The organism is Streptomyces muensis (assembly GCF_021474425.1).
GTDB lineage: Bacteria > Actinomycetota > Actinomycetes > Streptomycetales > Streptomycetaceae > Streptomyces > Streptomyces muensis.
The window spans coordinates 1-22,208 of the sequence record NZ_JAKEIP010000100.1; the positions used below are offsets into that span (position 1 = coordinate 1).

At 70.8% G+C, this 22,208-nt stretch carries 22 protein-coding genes and 1 tRNA gene; 14 read left to right on the forward strand and 9 right to left on the reverse strand.

Annotation, left to right across the window (positions count from 1 at the left end; translation table 11 throughout):
- Both L0P92_RS22950 and L0P92_RS22955 read right to left on the reverse strand, forming a co-directional pair.
- A partial coding sequence (locus L0P92_RS22950) for an SUKH-4 family immunity protein (protein ID WP_505016544.1) occupies positions 1-944 on the reverse strand: 944 nt, incomplete at its 3' end.
- A gap of 8 nt (positions 945-952) precedes the next feature.
- Entirely contained in the window at positions 953-1,948 is a 996-nt protein-coding gene (locus tag L0P92_RS22955) for an SMI1/KNR4 family protein (RefSeq protein ID WP_234764716.1), read from the reverse strand.
- Positions 1,949-2,256: 308 nt separating this feature from the next.
- On the opposite strand from L0P92_RS22955, the gene L0P92_RS22960 reads away from it, so the two are divergent.
- Positions 2,257-2,781: a YwqJ-related putative deaminase gene (locus L0P92_RS22960; RefSeq protein ID WP_234764717.1), complete on the forward strand. Its 525-nt coding sequence runs from the start codon at positions 2,257-2,259 to the stop codon at positions 2,779-2,781.
- A 62-nt stretch (positions 2,782-2,843) separates the two neighbouring features.
- On the forward strand, positions 2,844-3,338 hold the full coding sequence (locus tag L0P92_RS22965; protein ID WP_234764718.1) for an SUKH-3 domain-containing protein: 495 nt from the start codon (positions 2,844-2,846) through the stop codon (positions 3,336-3,338).
- Positions 3,339-3,455: 117 nt separating this feature from the next.
- Here L0P92_RS22965 and L0P92_RS22970 read toward each other — a convergent pair whose 3' ends face one another.
- Entirely contained in the window at positions 3,456-4,790 is a 1,335-nt protein-coding gene (locus L0P92_RS22970) for a sensor histidine kinase (protein ID WP_234764720.1), read from the reverse strand.
- A 152-nt stretch (positions 4,791-4,942) separates the two neighbouring features.
- On the opposite strand from L0P92_RS22970, the gene L0P92_RS22975 reads away from it, so the two are divergent.
- The 7 genes from L0P92_RS22975 (at position 4,943) to L0P92_RS23005 (ending at position 10,474) form a co-directional block, all read left to right on the forward strand.
- A tRNA-Gln gene (locus L0P92_RS22975) sits at positions 4,943-5,018 on the forward strand.
- Between the two features lie 123 nt (positions 5,019-5,141).
- Positions 5,142-6,590, forward strand: a complete 1,449-nt coding sequence (gene glmU / locus L0P92_RS22980) for a bifunctional UDP-N-acetylglucosamine diphosphorylase/glucosamine-1-phosphate N-acetyltransferase GlmU (protein ID WP_234764721.1) — start codon at positions 5,142-5,144, stop codon at positions 6,588-6,590.
- Between the two features lie 75 nt (positions 6,591-6,665).
- Positions 6,666-7,646 (forward strand): ribose-phosphate diphosphokinase, encoded by a 981-nt coding sequence (locus L0P92_RS22985; RefSeq protein WP_217205233.1) that lies wholly within the window; start codon positions 6,666-6,668, stop codon positions 7,644-7,646.
- 199 nt (positions 7,647-7,845) lie between these two features.
- The gene (locus tag L0P92_RS22990; protein WP_234764722.1) at positions 7,846-8,442 is read left to right on the forward strand and encodes a 50S ribosomal protein L25/general stress protein Ctc; all 597 of its coding nucleotides are present in this window, start codon (positions 7,846-7,848) and stop codon (positions 8,440-8,442) included.
- Between the two features lie 70 nt (positions 8,443-8,512).
- Entirely contained in the window at positions 8,513-9,115 is a 603-nt protein-coding gene (gene pth / locus L0P92_RS22995) for an aminoacyl-tRNA hydrolase (RefSeq protein WP_234764723.1), read from the forward strand.
- Between the two features lie 65 nt (positions 9,116-9,180).
- A complete protein-coding gene (locus tag L0P92_RS23000) occupies positions 9,181-9,669 on the forward strand; it encodes a hypothetical protein (RefSeq protein ID WP_234764724.1) in 489 nt (162 codons plus the stop codon).
- A 136-nt stretch (positions 9,670-9,805) separates the two neighbouring features.
- Entirely contained in the window at positions 9,806-10,474 is a 669-nt protein-coding gene (locus L0P92_RS23005) for an LPXTG cell wall anchor domain-containing protein (RefSeq protein ID WP_234764725.1), read from the forward strand.
- Between the two features lie 91 nt (positions 10,475-10,565).
- Here the strand turns inward: L0P92_RS23005 and ppc are convergent, their stop codons facing one another.
- Positions 10,566-13,298, reverse strand: a complete 2,733-nt coding sequence (ppc, locus tag L0P92_RS23010; RefSeq protein ID WP_234764726.1) for a phosphoenolpyruvate carboxylase — start codon at positions 13,296-13,298, stop codon at positions 10,566-10,568.
- Positions 13,299-13,604: 306 nt separating this feature from the next.
- Here ppc and L0P92_RS23015 point away from each other — a divergent pair, with 306 nt between their 5' ends.
- Positions 13,605-14,615 carry an acyl-CoA desaturase gene (locus L0P92_RS23015; protein WP_234764727.1) on the forward strand — a complete coding sequence of 337 codons (1,011 nt, stop codon included), beginning with the start codon at positions 13,605-13,607 and terminating at the stop codon, positions 14,613-14,615.
- The gene (locus tag L0P92_RS23020) at positions 14,612-15,289 is read left to right on the forward strand and encodes a TetR/AcrR family transcriptional regulator (protein ID WP_234764728.1); all 678 of its coding nucleotides are present in this window, start codon (positions 14,612-14,614) and stop codon (positions 15,287-15,289) included. The genes L0P92_RS23015 and L0P92_RS23020 overlap by 4 nt, the downstream gene beginning before the upstream one ends.
- Positions 15,290-15,324: 35 nt before the next feature.
- Here L0P92_RS23020 and L0P92_RS23025 read toward each other — a convergent pair whose 3' ends face one another.
- From L0P92_RS23025 to L0P92_RS23035, 3 genes are all read right to left on the reverse strand, one after another.
- Positions 15,325-15,498, reverse strand: coding sequence for a CsbD family protein (locus L0P92_RS23025; RefSeq protein WP_234764729.1), 174 nt, complete (start codon positions 15,496-15,498; stop codon positions 15,325-15,327).
- Between the two features lie 107 nt (positions 15,499-15,605).
- On the reverse strand, positions 15,606-15,968 hold the full coding sequence (locus L0P92_RS23030) for a VOC family protein (RefSeq protein ID WP_234764730.1): 363 nt from the start codon (positions 15,966-15,968) through the stop codon (positions 15,606-15,608).
- Entirely contained in the window at positions 15,968-16,774 is an 807-nt protein-coding gene (locus tag L0P92_RS23035; protein WP_234764731.1) for a trans-aconitate 2-methyltransferase, read from the reverse strand. Before L0P92_RS23035 ends, L0P92_RS23030 begins: the two co-directional genes overlap by 1 nt.
- A 98-nt stretch (positions 16,775-16,872) precedes the next feature.
- Between L0P92_RS23035 and tamR the strand changes: the two genes are divergently transcribed.
- Positions 16,873-17,370 carry a MarR family transcriptional regulator TamR gene (gene tamR / locus L0P92_RS23040; protein WP_234764732.1) on the forward strand — a complete coding sequence of 166 codons (498 nt, stop codon included), beginning with the start codon at positions 16,873-16,875 and terminating at the stop codon, positions 17,368-17,370.
- Between the two features lie 132 nt (positions 17,371-17,502).
- On the opposite strand, the gene L0P92_RS23045 is transcribed toward tamR, so the two are convergent.
- Positions 17,503-18,270 (reverse strand): LuxR C-terminal-related transcriptional regulator, encoded by a 768-nt coding sequence (locus L0P92_RS23045; RefSeq protein ID WP_062722201.1) that lies wholly within the window; start codon positions 18,268-18,270, stop codon positions 17,503-17,505.
- Positions 18,271-18,543: 273 nt separating this feature from the next.
- On the opposite strand from L0P92_RS23045, the gene L0P92_RS23050 reads away from it, so the two are divergent.
- Both L0P92_RS23050 and L0P92_RS23055 read left to right on the forward strand, forming a co-directional pair.
- Entirely contained in the window at positions 18,544-19,041 is a 498-nt protein-coding gene (locus L0P92_RS23050) for a GNAT family N-acetyltransferase (protein WP_234764741.1), read from the forward strand.
- A 47-nt stretch (positions 19,042-19,088) separates the two neighbouring features.
- Positions 19,089-21,227, forward strand: a complete 2,139-nt coding sequence (locus L0P92_RS23055; RefSeq protein ID WP_234764733.1) for an NACHT domain-containing protein — start codon at positions 19,089-19,091, stop codon at positions 21,225-21,227.
- On the opposite strand, the gene L0P92_RS23060 is transcribed toward L0P92_RS23055, so the two are convergent.
- On the reverse strand, positions 21,201-21,941 hold the full coding sequence (locus L0P92_RS23060) for a hypothetical protein (RefSeq protein ID WP_234764734.1): 741 nt from the start codon (positions 21,939-21,941) through the stop codon (positions 21,201-21,203). The two genes, L0P92_RS23055 and L0P92_RS23060, sit on opposite strands and share 27 nt — an antisense overlap.
- Between the last annotated feature and the right edge of the window lie 267 nt (positions 21,942-22,208).

Genomic DNA, 22,208 nt, shown 5'->3' on the forward strand with positions numbered 1-22,208 from the left:
CCCCCCGCACCCGGCGCCCCCGGCACACCCGGAACCCCCGGCGGAGGCGGCGGCACCGCCCCGCCCCGCGGACGCGGCGGCGCCGCCTTGCTCGTCGCGGCGTCGGCGATGTCCCCGGCGTTCGGCGCGAGCGGCCGGCCCGGCGTCTCGGGACCGCCCTGCGGGTAGCCGTAGGACGGCGCGGGCGGCGGCGGTGTACTCGGCGCACCGGCACCCTGCGGATAGCCGTACGAAGGGGCCCCCGGGGGGACGGGCGGCGCGGGCGGCGTGTTCGTCTCGTCGAGCGCCGGCTCGATCGCCGTCGACGGGAGCTGGCTCCCGCCCGACATCAGCGCGGTCTTGGCGTCCGGCGGCGCGGCGTCGTCACCGCTCAGCGGCGGCGCGAACACCGTCTCCGGCAACGGCACCGAACGGTCCTCACCGGGACCGGGGTTGGTGTCCGTACCGGCCCAGGGAGTCGCCCCGTCAGGCACCCCCGCGACCGGCCCCTCCGCCGCGGCGCCGTCGGACTCCGGACCGGAAGCGGAACCCGAACCGGAATCCGCGCCGGAGCCCCCGTCCCGGGCCTGGATCCCCAGCTTGTCCGCCGCCTCCTGCAACCACTCCGGCGGCGTCAACAGGAACGACGTCTGGTTCAGATCCACCCGAGCCGGAGCGGCCGGCGCCGGCTCCGCGACCGCGTCCCCACGGCCGTACTCCTCCTCGTACCGGCGAATCACCTCGCCCACCGGCAGCGACGGCCACAGCGTGGCCTCCCCGCTGTCCCGGGCGATCACCAGCCGCTGCGCGCCCCCGTCCGAACGCGGCCCGTCCGAACGGTCCTCCGCCCACACCACGAACCCGAGCCCGAACTCCCGTACCCGCACCTCACGATGCTGGTACGACGGCAGCTCACCGTTGATCCACTCTTCCGCACGCTCCTGCGCCTGCGCGAACGTCACCATCGCGAAGCTCACTCCCCCACAGCCGCGGCAGCGACGGGCACCGCACGCGCGAACCCACCGTCCACCATCAGATTCGCCACCGTCTCCAACTCCGGCGGAGACCCCGCCAGCCGGGACAGAAACGCGTCGAAGTCCTCACCGCACGGCACCAGCAGCCGCTCCACCCGCTCCGCCGGCGGCCACGAGGGATCCACGTCCCGCGCGTCGTCGTACGCGCAGAACCACACCGAACCCAGCCGCTCGCCCTTCACCTTCACGGCCAGCAACCCGCCCTGAACAAACCCGACACACAGGTAGTCCTTGGTCAGATGGTCCCGCAGACACTTGTTGACATACACCAGGTCGTTGACGGCCGCCTCGTCCCGCACCGTGAACAGCGGCTGGTCGACCAGCAGCCCCAACTCCGCGTCCAGCGCCGTCCCCACCGGCGCGCATCCGCCCGCCGCCTTCAGGAACGACCGGTACGCGCCCGGCAGCCGGTACCCGAGGTCCTCCTCGACGCCCAGCGCCTGCGCCTCCGTCACCGCCACACCCGACTTCGGCAGCCGGAAGTGCGCCGGCCGCGTCTCCTGCAACGGCCGCGTCCCACGCTTGTCGTGATCCACCGCCGACGTCGCGATCCCGCCGTGATGCCGCAGCAACGCCTTCACCTCGACCGGAACCAGCTCCAGCCGCCGCGAACCCACCACGTGGTGCCACGTCCAGCCGTGCGGCGTCGCCACCGCCGGAATCGTGTCCCACAGGTCGTGCCCCGACGCCGCCAACGCCGCGTTCGCCGACACGTAGTCCGTCAGCCGCAACTCGTCGACACCGAAGCCCTCCGGCGGCTCCGCGATCTCCGCCGCCGCGCGCGCGTACGGCGAGAAGTCGGGGTAACCCTGCCCGTCGACCCGTACCCCTCTCGGGTGACGGGCCGCCCGAACCGGATCCGGGAAATGCACGACCTGCCCGGCGTAGGCCGCGTTCGGCGGCGCGGCTTGCTGCCCGAGCCGACCTGTCGTCATGGCGGTTGCCCCCTGCGGCGTTCTGATACGCGCCACCATGACCACTCTCGGTCACAACGCCACGTATCGACTGTCTCGTCTGCGTCCACGCGTCACCGCATGGAAAGCGGTGCCGACAGCCTATGCGGTACGACGACACCGGTCACCGGCGCCGGTCATCAGCCCCTCCGCTTCCGTGACCAGCCGTCACCCCGCCGTGACAGCCCGCCCAAACCCGGGCGTGTCGCGCCGCCCCAGCTTCCGCACCCGCCACGGCATTTGGCACTCTGTGACGTCCGAGAGCATGCCCGGGGGATGCTCGGGAGGGGATGATGAACGTGAACGCGACGCAGACAGGCGCCCACGCGCCCAGGTCCGGCGACCCCCGCATCGGCTGGAGCGCCACCGAGACCCCCCACGCGCCCGCCCTCCTCCACCGCCGCGACGGCATACTCCCCACCGTCGCCGCCGCCCTCTCCGTCCGCGGCGCCACCCTCACCGGCACCGCCGCCCGCGGCGACCAGCCCCCGCAGCTGCACCACCTCGTCCAGGACTTCCTCGACACCCTCACCAGCGGTGAACGCGACCGCTTCACCGGCCGCTGCGCCGAGACCATCCTCATCTCACGGCACATCGCCACCGCCGACGCCGCCCGCAGCAAACGCTCGGCCCGCAAACCCATGACCAACGGCGAAGCCCGCAAAGCCCTCAAACAGGCCAAGCTCACCGCCCGCCGCATCCGCGAGGACGGCGACCCCCTGCACGGCAGCTTCGCCACCCCCTGCCGCGCCTGCACCGCCCTCAGCGCCCACTTCGGCGTACGCATCGTCGACCCCACGACAACCGACGGCTAGCCCGTCACTCCCACCCGGCACATCCACAGGCACATCCGTAGGCACCGACGAACGAAGGGCAGATGCACACCGACCGCACCTCCACCACCCGCTTCCCCGTCCCCGTCGACGCCGCCCTGCGCGCCGCCGGCTGGCAACCAGGCCGCTGGGACATCAAACAAGCCGAGATCTGGGCCGACACCCTGCGCGAACACACCTCACCCGCCGGCCACACCCACGCCGTCTTCCCCGCCGCCGTGGAAGCCTGGGCCGAATTCGGCGGCCTGCACATCACGCCCACGGGCCCCGGCCGCCAGGTCGCCCCCGCCGCCGTCCACTTCGACCCGCTCCACGGCCTGCACATGGCCCGCACCCTCGGCGACCTCGGCCGCGCCCTCGACACCGAGGTCTGCCCCCTCGGCACCGAGACCGACACCCAGTCCCTGCTCGCCATCGACACCGAAGGCCGCGTCTACGCCCTCGACCACACCGGCGACTGGTACCTCGGCCCCGACATCGACCAGGCCCTCGCCGGCCTGGTCGCAGGAATAGAACCGGTACGCCTCACAGCAGGCTGACCCAACCCCTTCAGGGGCGCGGGACTGTGTCGATATGCGGCTCCGCCGCGTGGGCGCGACCAACCACGACGCCGCCGCAGACGAACGACGACACCACGCGGCACCCCGGCGGAGCGGCTACGCCGGAATCACCGCCGACACCCGGAAACCCCCCGCGTCCGTCGGCCCCGACACGAACACCCCGCCCAGCGCCACGACCCGCTCCTTCATCCCCACCAGCCCATTGCCGCCCGACGGCAACCGCGCCGACGACGCCGAGGACAACTCCGGCGGCGGCTCGTTCTCCACCTGCATCGCGATCTCCGACACCCGATGCGCGAGCCGCACGTACGTCTTCGCCCCCGCCGCATGCTTGTGGACGTTGGTCAACGCCTCCTGCACCACCCGGAACGCCGTCTGCTCGATCGCCGGCGCATACGACCGGGACTCCCCCTCCACCGACAGATCCACGGCCATCCCCGCGGCCGCCGACTGCCCGATCAACGCGTCCAGGTCCGACAGACAGGGCCCGTCGGCAGCCCCCTCGTCCCGGCCGTCCCGCTCCCGATCAGCCGCCGCGGCCGCGGCGGCCCCCACGGCGGCCAACGGCACCGCGGCCTCCTGCGGCCGATCCGCAGCCCGCTCACCCCCGCTGCGCAGCACCCCGAGCATCTCCCGCAACTCGGTCAGCGCCTGCCGCCCCATGTCCCCCACCAACGCGGCATTGCGCACCGCCTTGTCGGGATCCTTCCGGGCCACGGCCTGCAAGGCCGCCGAATGCACCACCATCAGGCTCACCCGGTGCGCGACGACGTCATGCATCTCCCGCGCGATACGCGTCCGCTCCTCGTTGCGTGCCCACTCCGCGCGTTCCTCCGCCCGCTCGGCCAACAACTGAAGCTCCCGCTCCAGACTGTCCGCCCGCTCCCGCAGGCTCTCCATCAACCGCCGCCGGGCCCCCACATACAGCCCCAGCAGCAGCGGAGGCGCGGTCACCCCGAGCGCCGTACTGATCGACGCGAACGGAATCACCCAGTCCCCGACCGTCAGACTCCCCCGCGCCACGTCCTGCCGCACCCATACGAACGTCACGATCAGCGCCCCGACGAACCACATCCCGGCGAGCGAGGCGATGATCCGCCGCGGCAGCTCGGAGGCGGCGAGCGTGTACAGCCCGACGATGCCCATCAGGAAGCCCATCTGGGCCGGCATCACCGCGATCGACACCAGCACGACAGCGATCGGCCACCGCCGCCGCAGCACCAGCACGGACCCCGCCAGAACCCCGAACACCACCCCCGCGGCGTCCGGAATCCCCGCGTCCCGCGCGAATCGAACCCCCTCGAATCCGCACTCCACCGTGGACGCCACGCCCAGACTCACGTCCAGCACGGCACTGCGCACCCTGCCCCACCACCACGGCCCCGCCCTCGGTGGCGGCACCTCTGTGTGGGCTTCCCCCGTCGTGGTCATGCCTCCAGCCTACGGGCGCCCGCCCCCCGTTTTCCGGTGACTTTTACGGACTGGCCTACACCACATCGCGTAACCGAACGTAAGCGGGAACAGCCGCGCTCAAGAAGCGTGTCTCACGCGCAATCACGTCTCCGGTAAGGTCTGACTCGCCGTCCCCCGTGGTGTAACTGGCAGCACACTGGTTTTTGGTACCAGCAGGACAAGGTTCGAATCCTTGCGGGGGAGCCACCGCACAGAAGACCTTGTTCTGGGCCCTGACAGCCAAGTCGGGGCCCGCTCTCATGTCCCTCACGAAACACCCCGGTATCCTGCGGATGTCACCCCTCCCCCTCCACAGCCGAAGGGCATCCCGTGAGCGCCATTCGCCCGGCAGCCGTCGTCGTTCTCGCAGCGGGTGAGGGCACCCGTATGAAGTCGGCCACACCCAAGGTCCTGCACGAGCTCTGCGGACGCAGTCTCGTCGGTCATGTGCTGGCCGCCGCACGTGAGTTGCAGCCAGAGAACCTGGTCGTGGTCGTGGGGCACGCGAGGGAGAAGGTGTCCGCGCACCTCGGTGAGATCGACCCCGGCGTCCGCACCGCCGTGCAGGCGGAGCAGAACGGGACCGGGCACGCCGTACGCATGGCCCTGGAGGAGCTCGGCGGGACCGTGGACGGGACCGTCGTGGTCGTCTGCGGTGACACTCCCCTTCTCACCGGTGAGACCCTGACCGCTCTCGCCGCCACGCACTCCGCCGACGGCAACGCGGTGACCGTGCTGACCGCCGAGGTCCCGGATGCGACGGGGTACGGGCGGATCGTGCGGGACGGGGCGTCCGGTGCGGTGACGGCGATCGTCGAGCACAAGGACGCGACCGAGTCGCAGCGGGCGATCCGGGAGATCAACTCCGGGGTGTTCGCCTTCGACGGGCAACTGCTCGCGGACGCGCTCGGCAAGGTGCGTACGGACAACAGTCAGGGTGAGGAGTACCTGACCGACGTCCTCGGCATTCTGCGTGAGGCCGGTCATCGGGTCGGCGCCTCCGTCGCCGCCGATCACCGCGAGATCGCCGGGATCAACAACCGTGTGCAGCTCGCCGAGGCCCGTCGGATCCTGAACGACCGGTTGCTGACCGCCGCCATGCTGGCCGGCGTCACCGTGGTCGATCCGGCGACGACGTGGGTCGACGTGACGGTCACCTTCGAGCAGGACGCCGTCGTCAACCCCGGCACCCAGCTGCAGGGCTCGACGCATCTCGGTGAGGGCGCGGAGGTCGGGCCGAACAGCCGGCTGAAGGACACGCGGGTCGGCGCCGGGGCGCGGGTCGACAACACGGTGGCCGACAGCGCCGTCGTCGGGGCGCAGGCGACGGTGGGGCCGTACGCGTATCTGCGGCCGGGGACGCGTCTCGGTGCCAAGGGCAAGATCGGTACGTACGTCGAGACGAAGAACGCCTCGATCGGTGAGGGGACGAAGGTGCCCCACCTCTCCTACGTGGGTGACGCGACGATCGGTGACTTCTCGAACATCGGTGCCGCGAGTGTCTTCGTGAACTACGACGGACAGGACAAACACCACACGACGGTCGGCTCGCACTGCCGTACCGGTTCGGACAACATGTTTGTGGCTCCCGTCACGATCGGGGACGGCGCGTACACCGCGGCGGGCTCTGTGATCACGAAGGACGTGCCGCCCGGTTCGTTGGCCGTGGCACGCGGTCAGCAGCGGAATATCGAGGGTTGGGTGGCCCGCAAGCGTCCGGGCAGCGCGGCCGCGAAGGCGGCCGAGGTGGCTTCTCGGCAGGTCGAGAGCGAAGACTGACCGGAAACGGGCGCGCCGGACACGGCGTACCGTGATAAGTGCACACCCTGTTGAGACACCTCTGAGGAGACAGCTGTGACCGGGATCAAGACGACCGGCGAGAAGAAGTTGATGTTCTTCTCCGGCCGCGCCCACCCCGAGCTTGCCGAGGAGGTCGCCCAGCAGTTGGGTGTCGGGGTCGTCCCGACGAAGGCCTTCGATTTCGCCAACGGTGAGATCTATGTCCGCTACCAGGAGTCGGCGCGTGGTGCGGACTGCTTCGTGATCCAGAGCCACACGGCTCCGATCAACCAGTGGATCATGGAGCAGCTGATCATGATCGACGCGCTGAAGCGTGCGTCGGCTCGCTCCATCACCGTCATCGTGCCGTTCTACGGTTACGCGCGGCAGGACAAGAAGCACCGTGGGCGTGAACCGATCTCGGCGCGTCTGATCGCGGACCTGATGAAGACCTCGGGTGCGGACCGGATCCTGACCGTGGATCTGCACACGGACCAGATCCAGGGCTTCTTCGACGGGCCGGTGGACCACCTCTTCGCGCTTCCGCTGCTGGCGGACTACGTGGGTCGCAAGGTGGACCGGGAGAAGCTGACCGTGGTGTCTCCGGACGCCGGTCGGGTGCGGGTCGCGGACCGCTGGTGCGACCGGCTCGGTGCTCCGCTGGCCATCGTGCACAAGCGGCGGGACAAGGACGTCGCGAACCAGGTGACGGTCCACGAGGTCGTGGGTGAGGTCAAGGGCCGGGTGTGTGTCCTGGTCGACGACATGATCGACACGGGTGGCACGATCTGCGCCGCCGCCGACGCGCTGTTCGCGCACGGCGCCGAGGACGTCATCGTCACCGCGACGCACGGTGTGCTGTCGGGTCCCGCGGCTGACCGGCTGAAGAACTCGCGGGTGAGCGAGTTCGTGTTCACGAACACGCTGCCGACGCCGGGTGAGCTGAGCCGGGATCTGGACAAGCTGACGGTGCTGTCGATCGCGCCGACGATCGCCAGTGCGGTGCGTGAGGTGTTCGAGGACGGTTCGGTGACGAGCCTGTTCGACGAGCAGTAGAGATCTGCCGTAAGGATCCGCCGTAGAGATCCTTTTGGGTGCGGCCTCCCTGTCCGAGTAGACTGCTTCAGTTGCTCGGCGAGGGAGGCCGCACCTGTTTGTTCGGGTGTCGGTTGTCCGTTATCGACGCGCTCTTCGTAGCAGGCCGTTCGTGGCCGGGTGACCACGTCCGTCTCTACTTCTACGAGGAGTGATCTGTATGTCCGAGGTGAAGCTCACCGCCGAGACGCGCACCGAGTTCGGCAAGGGTGCCGCGCGTCGTATCCGTCGCGAGAACAAGGTTCCCGGTGTGCTGTACGGCCACGGTTCGGACCCGCTGCACCTGACGCTTCCCGGTCACGACCTGCTGCTCGCGCTGCGTACGCCGAACGTCCTGATCGCGCTGGACATCGACGGCAAGTCGAACGAGCTGGCGATCCCGAAGGCCGTGCAGCGTGACCCGCTGAAGGGCTTCCTGGAGCACGTTGACCTGCTGCTGGTGAAGCGTGGCGAGAAGGTCACGGTCGAGATCCCGGTGCACACCGAGGGCGAGCTGGCGGCGGGTGGCAACCTGCTGGAGCACGTGCTGAACGCGCTGCCGGTCGAGACCGAGGCCACGCACATCCCCGAGTCGGTCACGGTGTCCGTGGAGGGTCTGGAGGCCGGTGCCTCGATCCTGGCCAAGGACATCACGCTGCCGAAGGGCACCACGCTGGCCGTCGAGGAGGACGCCGTGGTCCTTCAGGTTCTGGCTTCGCAGGCCGAGGAGGCCGCGGAGGGTGAGGCCGCCGAGGGCGAGGAAGTCGCCGAGGCCTGATCCTCGCTGTCATCGGTTGGTCGGCCGCTGTTCCCGTGCGGGGCAGCGGCCGACGTGTATCAAGGGAGACGTGGACGTGACTACCGGCGCCAATGACCCGTGGCTGATCGTGGGCCTCGGCAATCCCGGGCCCGAGTACGCCATGAACCGGCACAACATCGGGTTCATGGTGGCCGATCTGCTGGCCGACCGGGTCGGGGGGAGGTTCAAGCGGGCCAGCCGGGCCCAGGCGCAGGTGGTGGAGGGCCGTATCGGTCCGCCGGGGCCGTTGAACCGGCGGGTGATCCTCGCGAAGCCGATGTCGTACATGAACCTCTCGGGCGGGCCGGTGAACGCCCTGCGCGAGTTCTACAAGGTGCCGCTCGCGAACATCGTGGCGATCCATGACGAGTTGGACATCGACCACGGCACGCTGCGGCTGAAGCTCGGCGGCGGGGACAACGGGCACAACGGGCTGAAGTCGATGACGAAGGCCATGGGCGCCGACTACCACCGGGTGCGGTTCGGCATCGGGCGCCCTCCCGGCCGTATGCAGGTCGCGGACTTCGTGCTGAAGGACTTCTCCCCGGCGGAGCGCAAGGAGCTGGACTACTTCGTGGACCGGGCGGCGGACGCCGTGGAGTGTCTGGTGATCGAGGGCTTGGAGCGGGCGCAAAGCACGTACAACTCGTGACTTGTCCGGCCGGTCGACCGGGCCGAGGTTGACCGGGCGCAGGGGCATGGCCAAGGATCGCGGCCATGCCTTCTGCCGTTGTCTCCAGTCAGGGCGCTTTCACGGCGCTGCGGTTCGGGCGGTTCGCGGCGATGGGTACGGTCGCGGTGCTGATCCTGATCGCGGGTGTGTGGGCGTCGTGGGGCAGCGCACAGCATGTGATGCTCACCAAGGGCCGGGAGAGCGGCACGGTCGAGGTGACGCGGTGCGGTGCGGACACGTGCAGTGGGCCGTACGCGCCGATTTCGGCGGGGTCGCGGGCGCGCGGGTCGGTGGTCATCGAGAAGACCGTGGCCGTGCGCAAGGGGCAGACGTACACGGTTGTGGTGAAGCCGGGGAGCGACGAGGTCGTACGGTCCGGGCCGGCGGGTGTGCTGTACGCGTGGGTTCCGCTGGGTGGTGCGTTGCTGCTGGCCGCTGTCGTGGTCGCAGGTGGGCTGCGGCGGACGCGGGTGGCGTGGGTGCTGGCGGGGTCGGGGGTCACGTTGCTGACCGCGGCGTTCGTGACGGTCTGAGGTTCTCGGCGTTCTCCTTTTCTGTGGAGGATCCGTGTGTTGTCTGTTCGTGATTGACCAGGGGTCAGTGCGGGCTGGATGCTGAGCCGCCCCCTCCACATCTTCCCGTTCCTTCTCGAAGATGGACTACTGCCTCATGCGTACCCTCAACCGCGTCGGCGCTCTGTCCGCCGTCGCCGCGGCCGCGTTGCTGTCCGCGCCGGCCGCCGCCCACGCCACCGCTCCCGGTGACAACGGGACCGTCAAGATCCATGACGCCTCCACCGGCGAGGAGCTGCGCCGGAACGAGCCGCACGTGTGCGAGTTCTACCTGGACGCGTTCGGTTTCGACAGCGTGCAGCAGGTCTCCTGGCACATCGAGGCCTGGGCGCCGACGGCCGCCGTGAAGGGCGAGACCGTGGAGTCCGGTGCGATCACGCTGGACGACGAGGGTCATGGCCGTACGACGGACATGACGCTGCCCGACGGGCACTACAAGCTGTTCTGGAACTTCGAGGGCGAGAAGGGGGCCGCGAAGCACAAGGTGTTCTGGACGGACTGCGAGGACGAGGAGGAGGGCGGCGGCACCACGGCGACGCCGTCCGCGTCCGCGTCGCCGTCCGGGACGCCGGGTGAGTCCGGCGGCGAGCCTTCCGCGAGCCCGTCGGCGCCGGGTGAGGCGGCCGCGTCGCCGTCGCCGCAGGGCGGCGGCGAGGGTGACCTCGCCGAGACCGGGAACGGGGCGCCGGTGGGCCTGTTGTCCGCGGCGGCCGCGGCGCTGCTGGGTGCGGGCGGGTACCTGGTGTTCCGGCGTCGCCGGGCCTGACGGCCGTAGCTTCTGAAGGGGGGTGCCCCCGTGCTCGTACGGAGCACGGGGGCACCCCCCTTTTTTTTGTCCGGGCTTTTGTCCGGGCTGGTCAGCCGGTGTTGCGCAGGCCCGCTGCCACGCCGTTGACGGTGAGGAGCAGGGCACGGGCGAGCAGCGGGTCGGCCTCGGCGCCCGCCGCCGCGGCGTCGCGCTGGCGCTTGAGCAGGGCGACCTGGAGGTAGGAGATCGGGTCCAGGTAGGCGTCGCGGATGGCGAAGGTCTGCTTGAGGACCGGCTGGGCGTCGAGGAGTTCCCGCTCGCCGGTGACCTTGAGGATCTCGGCGACGGTCAGATCGTGTTCGGCGCGGATGGCGTCGAAGACGTGCTTCAGCTCGTCCGGCACCAGCGTGTCGACGTAGTGGGCGGCGATCCGCAGGTCGGTCTTGGCGAGCGTCATCTCGACGTTGGAGATGAAGTTGCGGAAGAAGTGCCACTGTTCGTGCATCTCGTCGAGCACGGTGTCGAGGCCGGCCTCGCGCAGCGCCTTCAGCCCCGAGCCCACGCCGAACCAGCCGGGGACGATCTGCCGGGACTGCGTCCAGCCGAACACCCACGGGATGGCGCGCAGTCCGTCGAGCGAGACGCCCGAGCCGGGGCGGCGGGAGGGCCGCGAGCCCAGGTGCAGATCGGCGAGCTGGTCGACCGGCGTGGAGGCGAGGAAGTACGTCGGCAGGTCGGGGTCTTCGACGAGCTTGCGGTAGGCGGCGTGGGCGGCGTCGGAGACGACGTCCATCGCGGCGTCCCAGCGGGCGAGCGCCTCGACGGACTGGCGCGGGGCGGTGTGCAGGGCGGAGGCCTGCAGCGTCGCCGCGACGGTCAGCTCCAGGTTCTCGCGGGCCAGGGACGGCACGAGGTACTTGTCGGAGATGACCTCGCCCTGCTCGGTGACCTTGATCTCGCCCTCCAGGGTGCCCCAGGGCTGGGCGAGGATCGCGTCGTGCGAGGGGCCGCCGCCGCGGCCGACGGTGCCGCCGCGGCCGTGGAAGAGCCGCAGCCGGACGCCGTAGCGGTGGGCGACGTCGCGCAGGCGGCGCTGGGCGCGGTGGATCTCCCACTGGCTGGTGGTGATGCCGCCGAACTTGGAGGAGTCGGAGTAGCCGAGCATGACCTCCTGGACGTCGCCGCGCAGCGCGACGAGGCGCCGGTACGACGGGTCGGAGAGCATGTCCTCCAGGATGGTGTCGGCGGCCTTGAGCTCGTCGGTGGTCTCCAGGAGCGGGACGATGCCGATCTTGGCCCAGCCGGCGTGCAGGTCGATCAGGCCGGCCTCGCGGGCGAGGACGGCGGCGGCGAAGACGTCGTCGGCGCCCTGGCACATGGAGATGATGTACGACTCGATGACCTCGGGTCCGAAGACCTCCAGGGCCCGCTTGACGGTCTGGAAGACGCCGAGAGTCTTCTCGCCTGCCGCGTCCACGGGCGCCGGGGTGGGCGCGAGCGGCCTGCGGGAGCGCAGCTCCTTGGCGAGGAGCTTGGCCCGGTACTCGCGGGGCATGTCCACGTACCGCCAGGACTCCTCGCCCAGGCGGTCGAAGAGCTGGCCGAGGGCGTGGTGGTGGGCGTCGGCGTGTTCGCGGACGTCCATGGTGGCGAGCTGGAGGCCGAACGCGGACAGGGTGCGGATGGTCCGGTTCATGCGGCCGTCGGCGAAGAGGCCGCCCCGGTGCTCGCGCAGCGACGTCTGGATCAGGGTCAGGTCCTGCAGCAGCTCACCGGTGCCGAGGTAGTCGCGTCCGGTTTCGTGCGGGATGCCCTTGGCGAGGCGGAGCTTGGTGTTCTCCAGCTTCTGCCGGATGCAGGTGGCCTTGAGGCGGTAGGGCTCCTCGGCGTTGAGCCGCTTGTAGCGGGGGCTGATCTCGGGGAGGGCGTCGAGGTCGGCCTGGAGGGAGTCGAGGAGTTCCTGGGTGGCGCCGGTGTAGCGGATGGAGTTCGACAGGAAGCCGCGCAGCTCGTCGATCATCTCCAGGGCGTCGTTGATGCCGTGCTCGTGCTGGAGGATGAGGACGTCCCAGGTCACCTGGGGGGTGACGTTGGGGTTGCCGTCGCGGTCGCCGCCGATCCAGGTACCGAAGGTGAGGGGGCGGGTGGCGTCGGGGAGCCTGTAGCCGACGCGCTCCAGTTCCGCCGTCAGATCCTCCAGGACGTCGCCGACGGCGCCGGCGTGGAGTTCGTCGAGGTAGTAGATGGCGTTGCGGGCCTCGTCGGCGGGCTCGGGGCGTACGACGCGCAGCTCGTCGGTCTGCCAGACGAGGTCGATGTTCTCGGCCAGTCGGGTGTCGTGGCGGCGGCGGTCGCCTTCGAGGACCGGGGTCTCCAGGAGGGCGGCGACACGCCGGAGCTTGTTGAGGACGGAGCGGCGGGCGGCCTCGGTGGGGTGCGCGGTGAAGACGGGGCGCACGTTGAGGTGCTGGATCGTCTGGCGCAGGTGCTCGGGGTCGGCGTCCTTGAGGCGGTCGGCCGTACGGGCGAGGAGGCCGCCCTCGGCGGCGCGGCGGGCGCGCAGCTCGCGTCCGCGGTGGACCTGTTCGGTGACGTTGGCCAGGTGGAAGTAGGTGGAGAAGGCGCGGACCAGCTTGGCCGCGGTGTCCAGCTCCGTGCCGCGCAGCAGCTCGGCGGCGGCCTCGCCGTCCTCTCGGGTGAGGCGGCGGACCTTCTCGACGAGCTCCAGCAGCTCCGGGCCCTCCTGGCGGACGAGGGTCTCGCCGAGCAGGTCACCCAGTCGGCGGATGTCGGCGCGCAGTTCGCTGCTGGTCGTCGTGGTCTGGTCGTCGGCACTGCTCACAGGTGCGGCTCCTTGCAGTGTTGAAGCTCGTCCGGGAGGGGAACCCGGCGCCTGGGGCCGCGCGGCTTGGCCGCATACGGCTCCTGACATCCGGGAAGAAATCAGAGCGGACCGCGCTGTCCGACCGACACCAGGATAGGTGTCCGTGCGGACGCGCAGTCTCTCGGGCTCTTGCCGCCGGGCGCCGCACTGCCATACTTACGACGCCGTAGGTTACGGAACCGTAGGGACCGATGTAACGGAACCTGGGAACAGTTCCCGCGACCCCGGCACCTGCCAAAACCCTCGACCCCACAGGGGACGCCCATGACCACGAGCTCCGATGTGATCGAAGACGCCCCGAAGGCGAACGACGACACCACGACCACCTCCGCCACGCTGGGCGGGGAGAAGAAGCGGTCGATCGAGCAGATCGCGCTGCTTCTCTTCATCACCGTCCCGTTCGTCGCGCTCGTCGCGGCGGTTCCGCTGGCCTGGGGCTGGGGAGTGAGCTGGCTCGACCTCGGCCTGATGGTCTTCTTCTACTTCCTGGGCTGCCACGGCATCACGATCGGCTTCCACCGCTACTTCACGCACGGTTCGTTCAAGGCGAAGCGGCCGCTGCGGATCGCGCTGGCGGTCGCGGGCTCCATGGCGGTCGAGGGCCCGATCGTGCGCTGGGTGGCCGACCACCGCAAGCACCACAAGTTCTCGGACGCCGAGGGCGACCCGCACTCCCCGTGGCGGTTCGGTGAGACGCTGCCGGCGCTGATGAAGGGCCTGTGGTGGGCGCACATCGGATGGATGTTCGACGAGGAGCAGACGCCGCAGGACAAGTACGCGCCGGATCTGGTCAAGGACCCGGCGATCCGCGCGATCTCCCGTCAGTTCATCTACTGGACGATGCTGTCGCTGGCGCTGCCCGGGCTGATCGGTGGTCTGGTGACGATGTCCTGGTGGGGCGCGTTCACGGGGTTCTTCTGGGGCTCGCTGGTGCGGGTGGCCCTGCTGCACCACGTGACCTGGTCGATCAACTCGATCTGCCACGCGGTCGGCAAGCGGCCGTTCAAGTCGCGTGACCGTTCGGGCAACGTGTGGTGGCTGGCGGTCCTGTCGTGCGGCGAGTCCTGGCACAACCTGCACCACGCCGACCCGACGTCCGCGCGGCACGGTGTGGAGCGGGGCCAGATCGACTCCTCGGCCCGGCTGATCCGCTGGTTCGAGATGCTGGGCTGGGCGTACGACGTGCGCTGGCCGTCACGCTCGCGTATCGATTCGCGCCGGAACACCGGGGAAGGCGGTTCCCGGCGCCGGAAGGAGCCGGTCAAGGCGGCATGATTGACGCCGTGGCGACCGACTCCAGCAGTACCCCCAGCAACGACAAGCCCCGGCGGACGCGCCGTACCCGGATGACCGGTGCGGAGCGGCGCCAGCAGTTGCTGGAGATCGGTCGCACCCTGTTCGCGGCGAAGGGCTTCGAGGGCACGTCGGTGGAGGAGATCGCCGCGAAGGCGGGCGTCTCGAAACCGGTGGTGTACGAGCACTTCGGCGGCAAGGAGGGGCTGTACGCGGTGGTGGTGGACCGTGAGATGCGCCGCCTGCTGGACATGGTGACCAGCTCTCTCACGGCCGGTCACCCGCGTGAGCTGTGCGAGCAGGCGGCGTTCGCGCTGCTGGACTACATCGAGGAGTACACGGACGGCTTCCGCATCCTGGTCCGCGACTCCCCGATCCCGCAGTCGACGGGTTCCTTCGCCTCCCTCATCTCCGACATCGCGACCCAGGTGGAGGACATCCTGGGCCGCGAGTTCAAGAGCCGCGGCTTCGATCCGAAGCTGGCTCCGCTGTACGCCCAGGCGCTGGTCGGGATGGTCGCCCTGACCGGCCAGTGGTGGCTGGACGTCCGCCGTCCGAAGAAGGCGGAGGTGGCGGCGCATCTGGTGAATCTGGCGTGGCACGGGCTCGACGGGCTGGAGGCGAAGCCGCATCTGATAGGCCGCCGCAAGAACTGACGCGCCCGCTCATCGCTTGGGCTCATCGCTTGCGCTCAGTGCTTGAAGGTGTCCTTGCCCTTCTCCTTTGCCTGCCGCGCGTCACCCTTCATCTGATCGGCCCTGCCCTCGGCGGTCATCCGCTCGTTGCCGGTCATCCGCCCCATGGCTTCCTTGGCCTTGCCCTTGACCTGTTCCTTCTTGGCCCGGGCCTTCTCTTCCTTCGCCACGGTCCTCACTCCTCCCGGGGCTCGACGTGGGGGTCATCGATCGGGTGACCCTGCGCCGACCCACTCAAACGGCGGCCAAGGGGTGGGACCGCGCGTGAGCGCGCTCGTCAGCCGAGCGGTTCCAGGAATTCCAGCCGGTTCCCCACGGGGTCGTAGGAGAAGAAGCGCTTGTGCCCCGGCAGGTGCTCGTCCCAGGTGACGGCCGCTCCCCGGGCCGCCAGTCGGGCGGCGTACGTCTCGATGGCGGTGACCCGCAGCCCCGGGTGGGCCTTCTTGGCGGGCCGGAAGTCCTCCTCGATGCCGAGATGCAGCTGCACGGGTCCCGTCTGGAACCAGCAGCCCCCGCGCGCGGCGAGCACGGGCGGCTTGGGGATCTCCGCCATCCCGAGGACATCGACGTAGTACGTCCGTAGCCGCTCCTCCGATCCGGGCGGGGCCGCGAGCTGGACGTGGTCGACGGCGGTGATCATCACGCCTCCTTGTTGGCCACGGCGAAGATGCGGCGGAACGGGAAGGGGGTGCCGTGGGGGCCGGTCGGGTAGGCCTCGCGCAGGGCGTCGCGATAGTCGCCGAGGAAGGCGTCCCGGCGCTCGGGGTCGTCGGCGAGGGCGGTGAGGATGGGGCGCAGACCCGTGCCCTTCACCCAGTCCAGTACCGGATCGTCACCGGTGAGGAGATGGACGTACGTCGTCTCCCACACGTTCGCCGCGCAGCCCAGGTCGGTCAGCGCGGCGAGGTAGTCCCGCGGGGCGAGGACGGCGTCGTCGTGGCGCAGGATGTCGGTGAGGCGGTGGCGGTGGGCGAGGTCGCGCATCAGGCGGTGGCTGGGGGCGTCGAAGTTGCCGGGGACCTGGAAGGCGAAGGCGCCGCCGGGCCGGAGGCCCGCCACCCAGGCGCCGAAACGCTCCACATGGTCCGGCACCCACTGCAGCGTGGCGTTGCTGACGATCAGGTCGTACGGCTCCTCGGGCGTCCAGCTCCGTACGTCGGCGTGGGCGAACTCGAGGCGGCCGCCGCCCGGGGTCGGGCCCTCGTGCTCGACGTGGGCCTTGTCGAGCATCTCGGCGGAGTTGTCGTAGCCGGTGACGTGGGCGCCGGGCCAGCGTTCGGCGAGCAGGGCGGTGACGTTGCCCGGTCCGCAGCCGAGGTCGGCGACGCGGGGCCGGTCTCCGGGGAGGTCGGGGACCTGGGCGAGGAGGTCGGTGAAGGGGCGGGCTCGGTGGCCGGCGTGACGCAGGTACTGGGCGGGGTCCCAGGTGGGGGCGGCGGCGGACATGGGGAAGCCTCCTGACGGTCGCTCGTTCTCCAGCCTGCCCTCCGAGATATCTTGACGTCAAGAGACTTCACGTCGACACAACCACTACACTGATCGTCATGGAGGACGAGGTCGATCGGCTGGTCGCAGCGTGGCGCCGGGAGCGCCCGGACCTCGACGTGGAACCGCTCGAGGTACTCAGCCGGGTCAGCAGACTGGCCCGGCATCTGGACCGCGCACGGCGGCTGGCCTTCTCCGAGCACAGCCTGGAGCCCTGGGAGTTCGACGTGCTGACCGCGCTCAGGCGCGCCGGGACGCCGTACCAGCTCTCCCCCGGCCAGCTCCTGACCCAGACCCTGGTCACCTCGGGCACGATGACGAACCGCATCGACCGCCTGGCCAAGAAGGGCCTGGTGGAACGCCTGCCCGACCCCAGCGACCGACGCGGCGTACTGGTCCGCCTCACCCCCGAGGGCCGCGACCGCGCCGACCAGGCCCTCGCCGGCCTCCTGGACCAGGAACGCGCGATCCTGGCGGAACTGTCCCGCGCCCAGCGTGCAGAACTGGCGGGCCTGCTGCGCCAGCTGACGGCGCCGTTCGACAACATCCCGGGGTAGGGAGGTCGTTTCGGCGCCGCCCGGCACCATCCAGCCCGTCCGGCGTTTGAGGACGAGGCCGTTCAGGCCGAAGCGGGGGGCTGGGGGCGGCAGCCCCCAGGGCGGGTCGCCCGGCGCCGGGTACCTGCTCCCCTACGCCAGCTGACCGCCCCGCTCCACGACATCCCCGGTCAGATCCACCGGCCCCACCCCGGCCCGGCGCGCGAGCGCGACCGCGGCGAGGGTCGAGTGGACGCCCAGTTTGCCGAGGACGTTCTGCATGTGGGTGCGGACGGTGTGGGGAGAGAGGTAGAGGCGTTCGGCGACGGCCTTGCGGCCCAGGCCGGCGACCATGCAGCGCAGGACCTCGCGTTCGCGCGGGGTCAGGGACTCCACGAGGCGTTCGCTCTCGGTGCGGTGCTTGCGCGCGGCCGTCAGCTCGCGCAGGACGCCCGTGAGCAGGGCGGGCGGCAGATGGGTCTCGTCGCGCAGCACCCCGCGGATGACGGTGAGCAGCCGGGACAGCGAGCAGTCCTTGGCCACCCAGCCGGAGGCCCCGGCCTGCAGGGCGAGCGCGGCCCGGCGCGGATCGTCCTTCTCGGCGAGGACGACGATCCGTACCGCGGGCTGCGCGGTGCGGACCCCGGCGACGAGCGAGATGCCGTCGACGAGCCCGTCCTCGCTCACCTCCTGGACCGGCACGGCGGGACGGATGCCCTGGACGTTGCCGCCCAGGTCGGCGTCGACGAGGAGCACGTCGAACCGGCGCCCCTCGGCCGCCGCGCGCTCCAGGCTGCGCAGCGCCGCCGGACCGCTGCCGGCGGCGGAGACGTCGACGTCGGGCTCGGCCGCCAGCGCGGCGGCGAGCGACTCGGCGAAGATGCGATGGTCGTCGACGACCAGGACTCGGATGCGAACCACGAAACCCCCTTCCCCAAGCTCCCGAAGAGCAGGGGATACCCCATCGTCATGAGGACGACACCGGGAGACGGACACCGTCGCGGGCGCGACGCCCGAAGCGCGGATGGCCGCACGGCCGCCGCCGTGCAGGAACTGCTACCCCCACTTCGGGCGTCGAACCCGACCTTGTCTCGCCCCCTGATCAGCACCGGCCCCCACCGGTGCCGTTCATCAGAGTACGGCCGGGGCGCAGGAGCGGAAGGTAATTTGCAGAACTGGTTGGCCGACGCGTTTATGGTGAGCCGCATGTTTCGTCTGGAGACAGAAGTCGACAAATCCCGGCGCGATCTGCTCCGTCGGCGGTTGCTGGACACCAACACCGCGGCCTCCCCGATCCTGCGCGCCCTGCGCGGAACCCCAGGTGAACGCGAACATCCGCTCCAGGTCTGGGCGTTGGACGACGCCGGTGCCATGGCGGGCGGGCTCGTCGGTCACACCTGGACCACCTGGCTCCATGTCACGTACCTCTGGGTCGACGAACGCCACCGCGGCGCCCGCCTCGGTTCGCAACTGCTCGCACACGCCGAGCGCACGGCCCGCGACGAACGGGGCTGCACGGCCGTACGCCTGGAGACATGGGACTTCCAGGCGCCGGGGTTCTACAAGAAGCAGGGGTACGACGTGGTCTGTGCGATCCCGGACTATCCGCCGGGGATCACGGAGTACACGTTGACCAAGCGGCTGTCGGATCGGCCTCCCTCTCCTCAGGAGCCCGGCTTCCGGCCCCGATGATCCGTCACCCTATGGACGGCCCGGTTGAGTTGGGATTTCATGACTGCATGACGAGCAGAGAGCGGTGGACCATGGCTCTCTGGCTGGCGGGGATCGCCGTGGCCGTCTGGGCGGTGATCCGGTTCGGACTGGAGCCGGTGACGGCGGCCCTGGGGATCGGCGGGACGCTGCTCATCGCCTCACCGGCCAGATCCCTCGTCCAGCGCACCTGGGCGTGGAACGCCGAACGCAGCGAGGGCGAACGGCTCGGCGCCGCGGCGGCCGCGTTGAACCACGCGATCGAGCGGCACTGGACCACCGAGGCCGGCCGCCGCAAGCAGCATCTCGCGGTGGACCGCATCCCCGTGCTGTGGGACACCGTCCGTGAACCCCACTCCCGTACGACCGCCGGCGCGGACCCCTCGGCCGGTGGCCCGCAGGCCCGGCACGGCACGCTCGACGCCCTGATCGACGACTATCTCGCCCACCCCTCCCGCCTGGTCATCGTCGGTGACGCGGGCTCCGGCAAGACGGGCCTGTGCGTCGACCTGACCCTCGCGCTGTGCCGCCGGGGCGATCTGGAACGCATACCCGTGCTGCTCCAGCTGTCCGCGTGGGACCCGGAGACCAGCTTCCAGGACTGGATCGTCCGCCGGCTCACCGAGGACTACGGCTTTCTCGGCGACACGACGAAGTACGGCAGCGGCGCGGCCAGGGAACTCCTCGTCCACCGCCGGCTGCTGCCGCTCCTGGACGGCCTGGACGAACTGCCTCCCGAGGCGCGCGGCCAGGTGCTGCGCGCCCTGCGGGAGAACACCCACCTGCCGACGGACACCGTGCTGACCTGCCGCAGCGAGGAGTTCCGGGCGACGACGGCCGAGGAGCCGCTGCCGGACAGCCGGGTCGTACGGCTGCTGCCCGTCGCCGCCGAGGACACCGTCACGTATCTGGAGTCGCACTTCCCGGATGATCTGGAGCGCTGGGAACCGGTCCTGCGGATTCTGCGCACCGATCCGACGGGACCGCTGGCCACCGCTCTGTCCCGGCCGCTGATGCTGTTCCTGGCCCGTGCCACCTATCAGCCCCGGAACAGCACGCCCGGTGACCTGCTGGACGCCGACCGCTTCGGTACGAGCGAGGCGATCGAGGCGCATCTGCTCGACATGTTCGTCCCCGTCGTCTTCGAGTCGCCGCCCGTCGGGGCCGACGACGGCAACCCGGGCCGGCCCGCCCGCTACTGGCCGGCGCCCGCGGCGCTCGGGTACCTCAGGTTCCTCGCGTCCCGGCTGGACGCCCGGCGACGCGACGGCGAACACGGTGCCGCCGACCTGAGCTGGTGGGAACTGCGCGGGGTGGCGGGGGTGCCCCGGTACCCGTTCGTCCTGGTCCCAGGGGTGATCGGCACGGTGAGCTGCTGCCTCCTGGGTCTGCTGCTGTTCGGTCTCTTCGGGCGGCCCGCGTTCGGCGCCCTCTTCGGCGCGGGCGTCGGCGTCGTCTTCAGCCCGCTCCTCGGTCTGCTGCGCACCGAGCCGCCCCGGCGATTCGTGCCCCGCCGCAGCGCACGGCAGCCGCGTCTGGTCCTGCGGCCCCTGCTGCTCGACCTCGGCTTCGGCCTGATCGGGCTGGTCACCGGCGGTCTGATCGCGGGGCTGCTGTACTCGGTGACGTACGGGATCGCGGCCGGGCTCGCCTTCGGTGTCGTCTTCGCGACCGCGCGCCGCTTCACTCGCCCCACCGAGCCGAAGCACGCGATCACCCCGCTGAGGTCACTGCGGGACGACCGTGACGCGGTGCTGTACGCGTGGCTGTTCGGCTCCCTGGCGGGCGCGGTCGTGGGCGGTTTCCTCGCCACGGCCGGGATCCACCGGGCGCGCTACGACCTGGTGTTCTCGGCGTCCGCCGCGACGACGGGCGTGGTCGGCGCCCTGGTCGGGGCGCTGCTCGCCGGGGCCGGGCTCGGCATGGTGGTGCTGTCGACCAGCGCCTGGGGCCACTTCAACACGGCCCGGTGGTGGCTGGCCTGGCGCCGCCGTACGCCCTGGCATCTGGTCACCTTCCTCGACGACGCGTACCGGCTGGGCGTGCTGCGCTCCACGGGCGCGCACTACCAGTTCCGGCACGCGAGCCTCCAGCACCACCTGGCCGCGGCCCGTCCGGCGGGCTCCCCGGCGCCGCTGGGCTCAGCCGATCAGTCGGCCGCCGGCTGAGGAGTCGGCCGGTGCGGCGGGCAGCCCGTCGGGCGACGCCGTGAAGAGCAGGGGTGCGCCCAGGACCCAGAAAGTGGTGCGGCTCGGCCAGTACCCGCCCTGCCGTCCGGGGGGCGTCTCGGCGTGGTAGGCGGCGGTGGGGAAGCGGACCTTGCCCGCGGGCAGATGCCGGGCGGTGACGACCAGCTCGATGTCGGTGAGGTCGGCGTGCGCCACCGCCAGCGCCTCGTACTGCCGGCCGGGCAGCGCGAACCGGAACTCGACGGTGACCTTCGACGACCGGCCCGACCGGCCCGACTTCCGCTCCGCCGCCTGCCGGGCGAGGAGTTCGCGGACGTCGTCGGGGTTCACCAGGTCGTAGCCGGCCTCGCCCGAGCGGTCCTGCCCGCGCTCCCGGCCCAGTCCCCGGCGGTGCCGCACGGTGCAGCGCACCACGTCGAACCAGGTGTCCCGCAGGGCCGCGGTCTGTCCCGCGAGCCACCGCTGCTCGTACTGGAGCTGCCGCTTCTCGGTCCTGCCCAGCGCGAACACGCGGGCCAGCAGCCACAGCGTCAGTGCCGCGGCGGTCCACCTCAGGTACGGCCGCGCCCCGGGTTCGACCGCGAACTGCGCGGCGGCCCAGAGCACCAGGATCAGGGCGAAGCCCCGCCGTGTCGCGCGCTGCGCCTCGGCGAAGCGGGGCGTGCGCAGCCGTACGAGCAGTGTTCTGACCACGGCCGCCGGTCGTGAACCCGGCGGATACAGCGGCACTTGCAGGTCGGGCCGTGGCACGGCGCCCCTACGGCCGCCGGGCAGGCCTGACGATTCGACTGCTCCTGGTGAAGTCTCCACATCCGACCGTCCATTCAGGACCGGTTGTTCCCCCGTTTAGACCGTACCCGAACGCCGCGCGACGTCACCCCCTGTTGGACGCGCGAGGGGCGCACGGCGCGCATCGGGATGGACTACGCGCGCCGGGCCACGGTAAGGCTTCACGGCATG

What these genes read in the sequence shown, in the direction of transcription:
- L0P92_RS23020 (WP_234764728.1), top strand. Translation starts at nt 14,612, where the DNA reads ATGATTGACGCCGTGGCGACCGACTCCAGCAGTACCCCCAGCAACGAC.
- L0P92_RS23005 (WP_234764725.1), top strand. Translation starts at nt 9,806, where the DNA reads ATGCGTACCCTCAACCGCGTCGGCGCTCTGTCCGCCGTCGCCGCGGCC.
- L0P92_RS22960 (WP_234764717.1), top strand. Translation starts at nt 2,257, where the DNA reads ATGATGAACGTGAACGCGACGCAGACAGGCGCCCACGCGCCCAGGTCC.
- L0P92_RS22965 (WP_234764718.1), top strand. Translation starts at nt 2,844, where the DNA reads ATGCACACCGACCGCACCTCCACCACCCGCTTCCCCGTCCCCGTCGAC.
- L0P92_RS22955 (WP_234764716.1), bottom strand. Translation starts at nt 1,948, where the DNA reads ATGACGACAGGTCGGCTCGGGCAGCAAGCCGCGCCGCCGAACGCGGCC.
- L0P92_RS23030 (WP_234764730.1), bottom strand. Translation starts at nt 15,968, where the DNA reads ATGATCACCGCCGTCGACCACGTCCAGCTCGCGGCCCCGCCCGGATCG.
- L0P92_RS23000 (WP_234764724.1), top strand. Translation starts at nt 9,181, where the DNA reads ATGCCTTCTGCCGTTGTCTCCAGTCAGGGCGCTTTCACGGCGCTGCGG.
- L0P92_RS23035 (WP_234764731.1), bottom strand. Translation starts at nt 16,774, where the DNA reads ATGTCCGCCGCCGCCCCCACCTGGGACCCCGCCCAGTACCTGCGTCAC.
- L0P92_RS22970 (WP_234764720.1), bottom strand. Translation starts at nt 4,790, where the DNA reads ATGACCACGACGGGGGAAGCCCACACAGAGGTGCCGCCACCGAGGGCG.
- L0P92_RS23050 (WP_234764741.1), top strand. Translation starts at nt 18,544, where the DNA reads ATGGTGAGCCGCATGTTTCGTCTGGAGACAGAAGTCGACAAATCCCGG.
- tamR (WP_234764732.1), top strand. Translation starts at nt 16,873, where the DNA reads ATGGAGGACGAGGTCGATCGGCTGGTCGCAGCGTGGCGCCGGGAGCGC.
- L0P92_RS22990 (WP_234764722.1), top strand. Translation starts at nt 7,846, where the DNA reads ATGTCCGAGGTGAAGCTCACCGCCGAGACGCGCACCGAGTTCGGCAAG.
- L0P92_RS23015 (WP_234764727.1), top strand. Translation starts at nt 13,605, where the DNA reads ATGACCACGAGCTCCGATGTGATCGAAGACGCCCCGAAGGCGAACGAC.
- L0P92_RS23055 (WP_234764733.1), top strand. Translation starts at nt 19,089, where the DNA reads ATGACGAGCAGAGAGCGGTGGACCATGGCTCTCTGGCTGGCGGGGATC.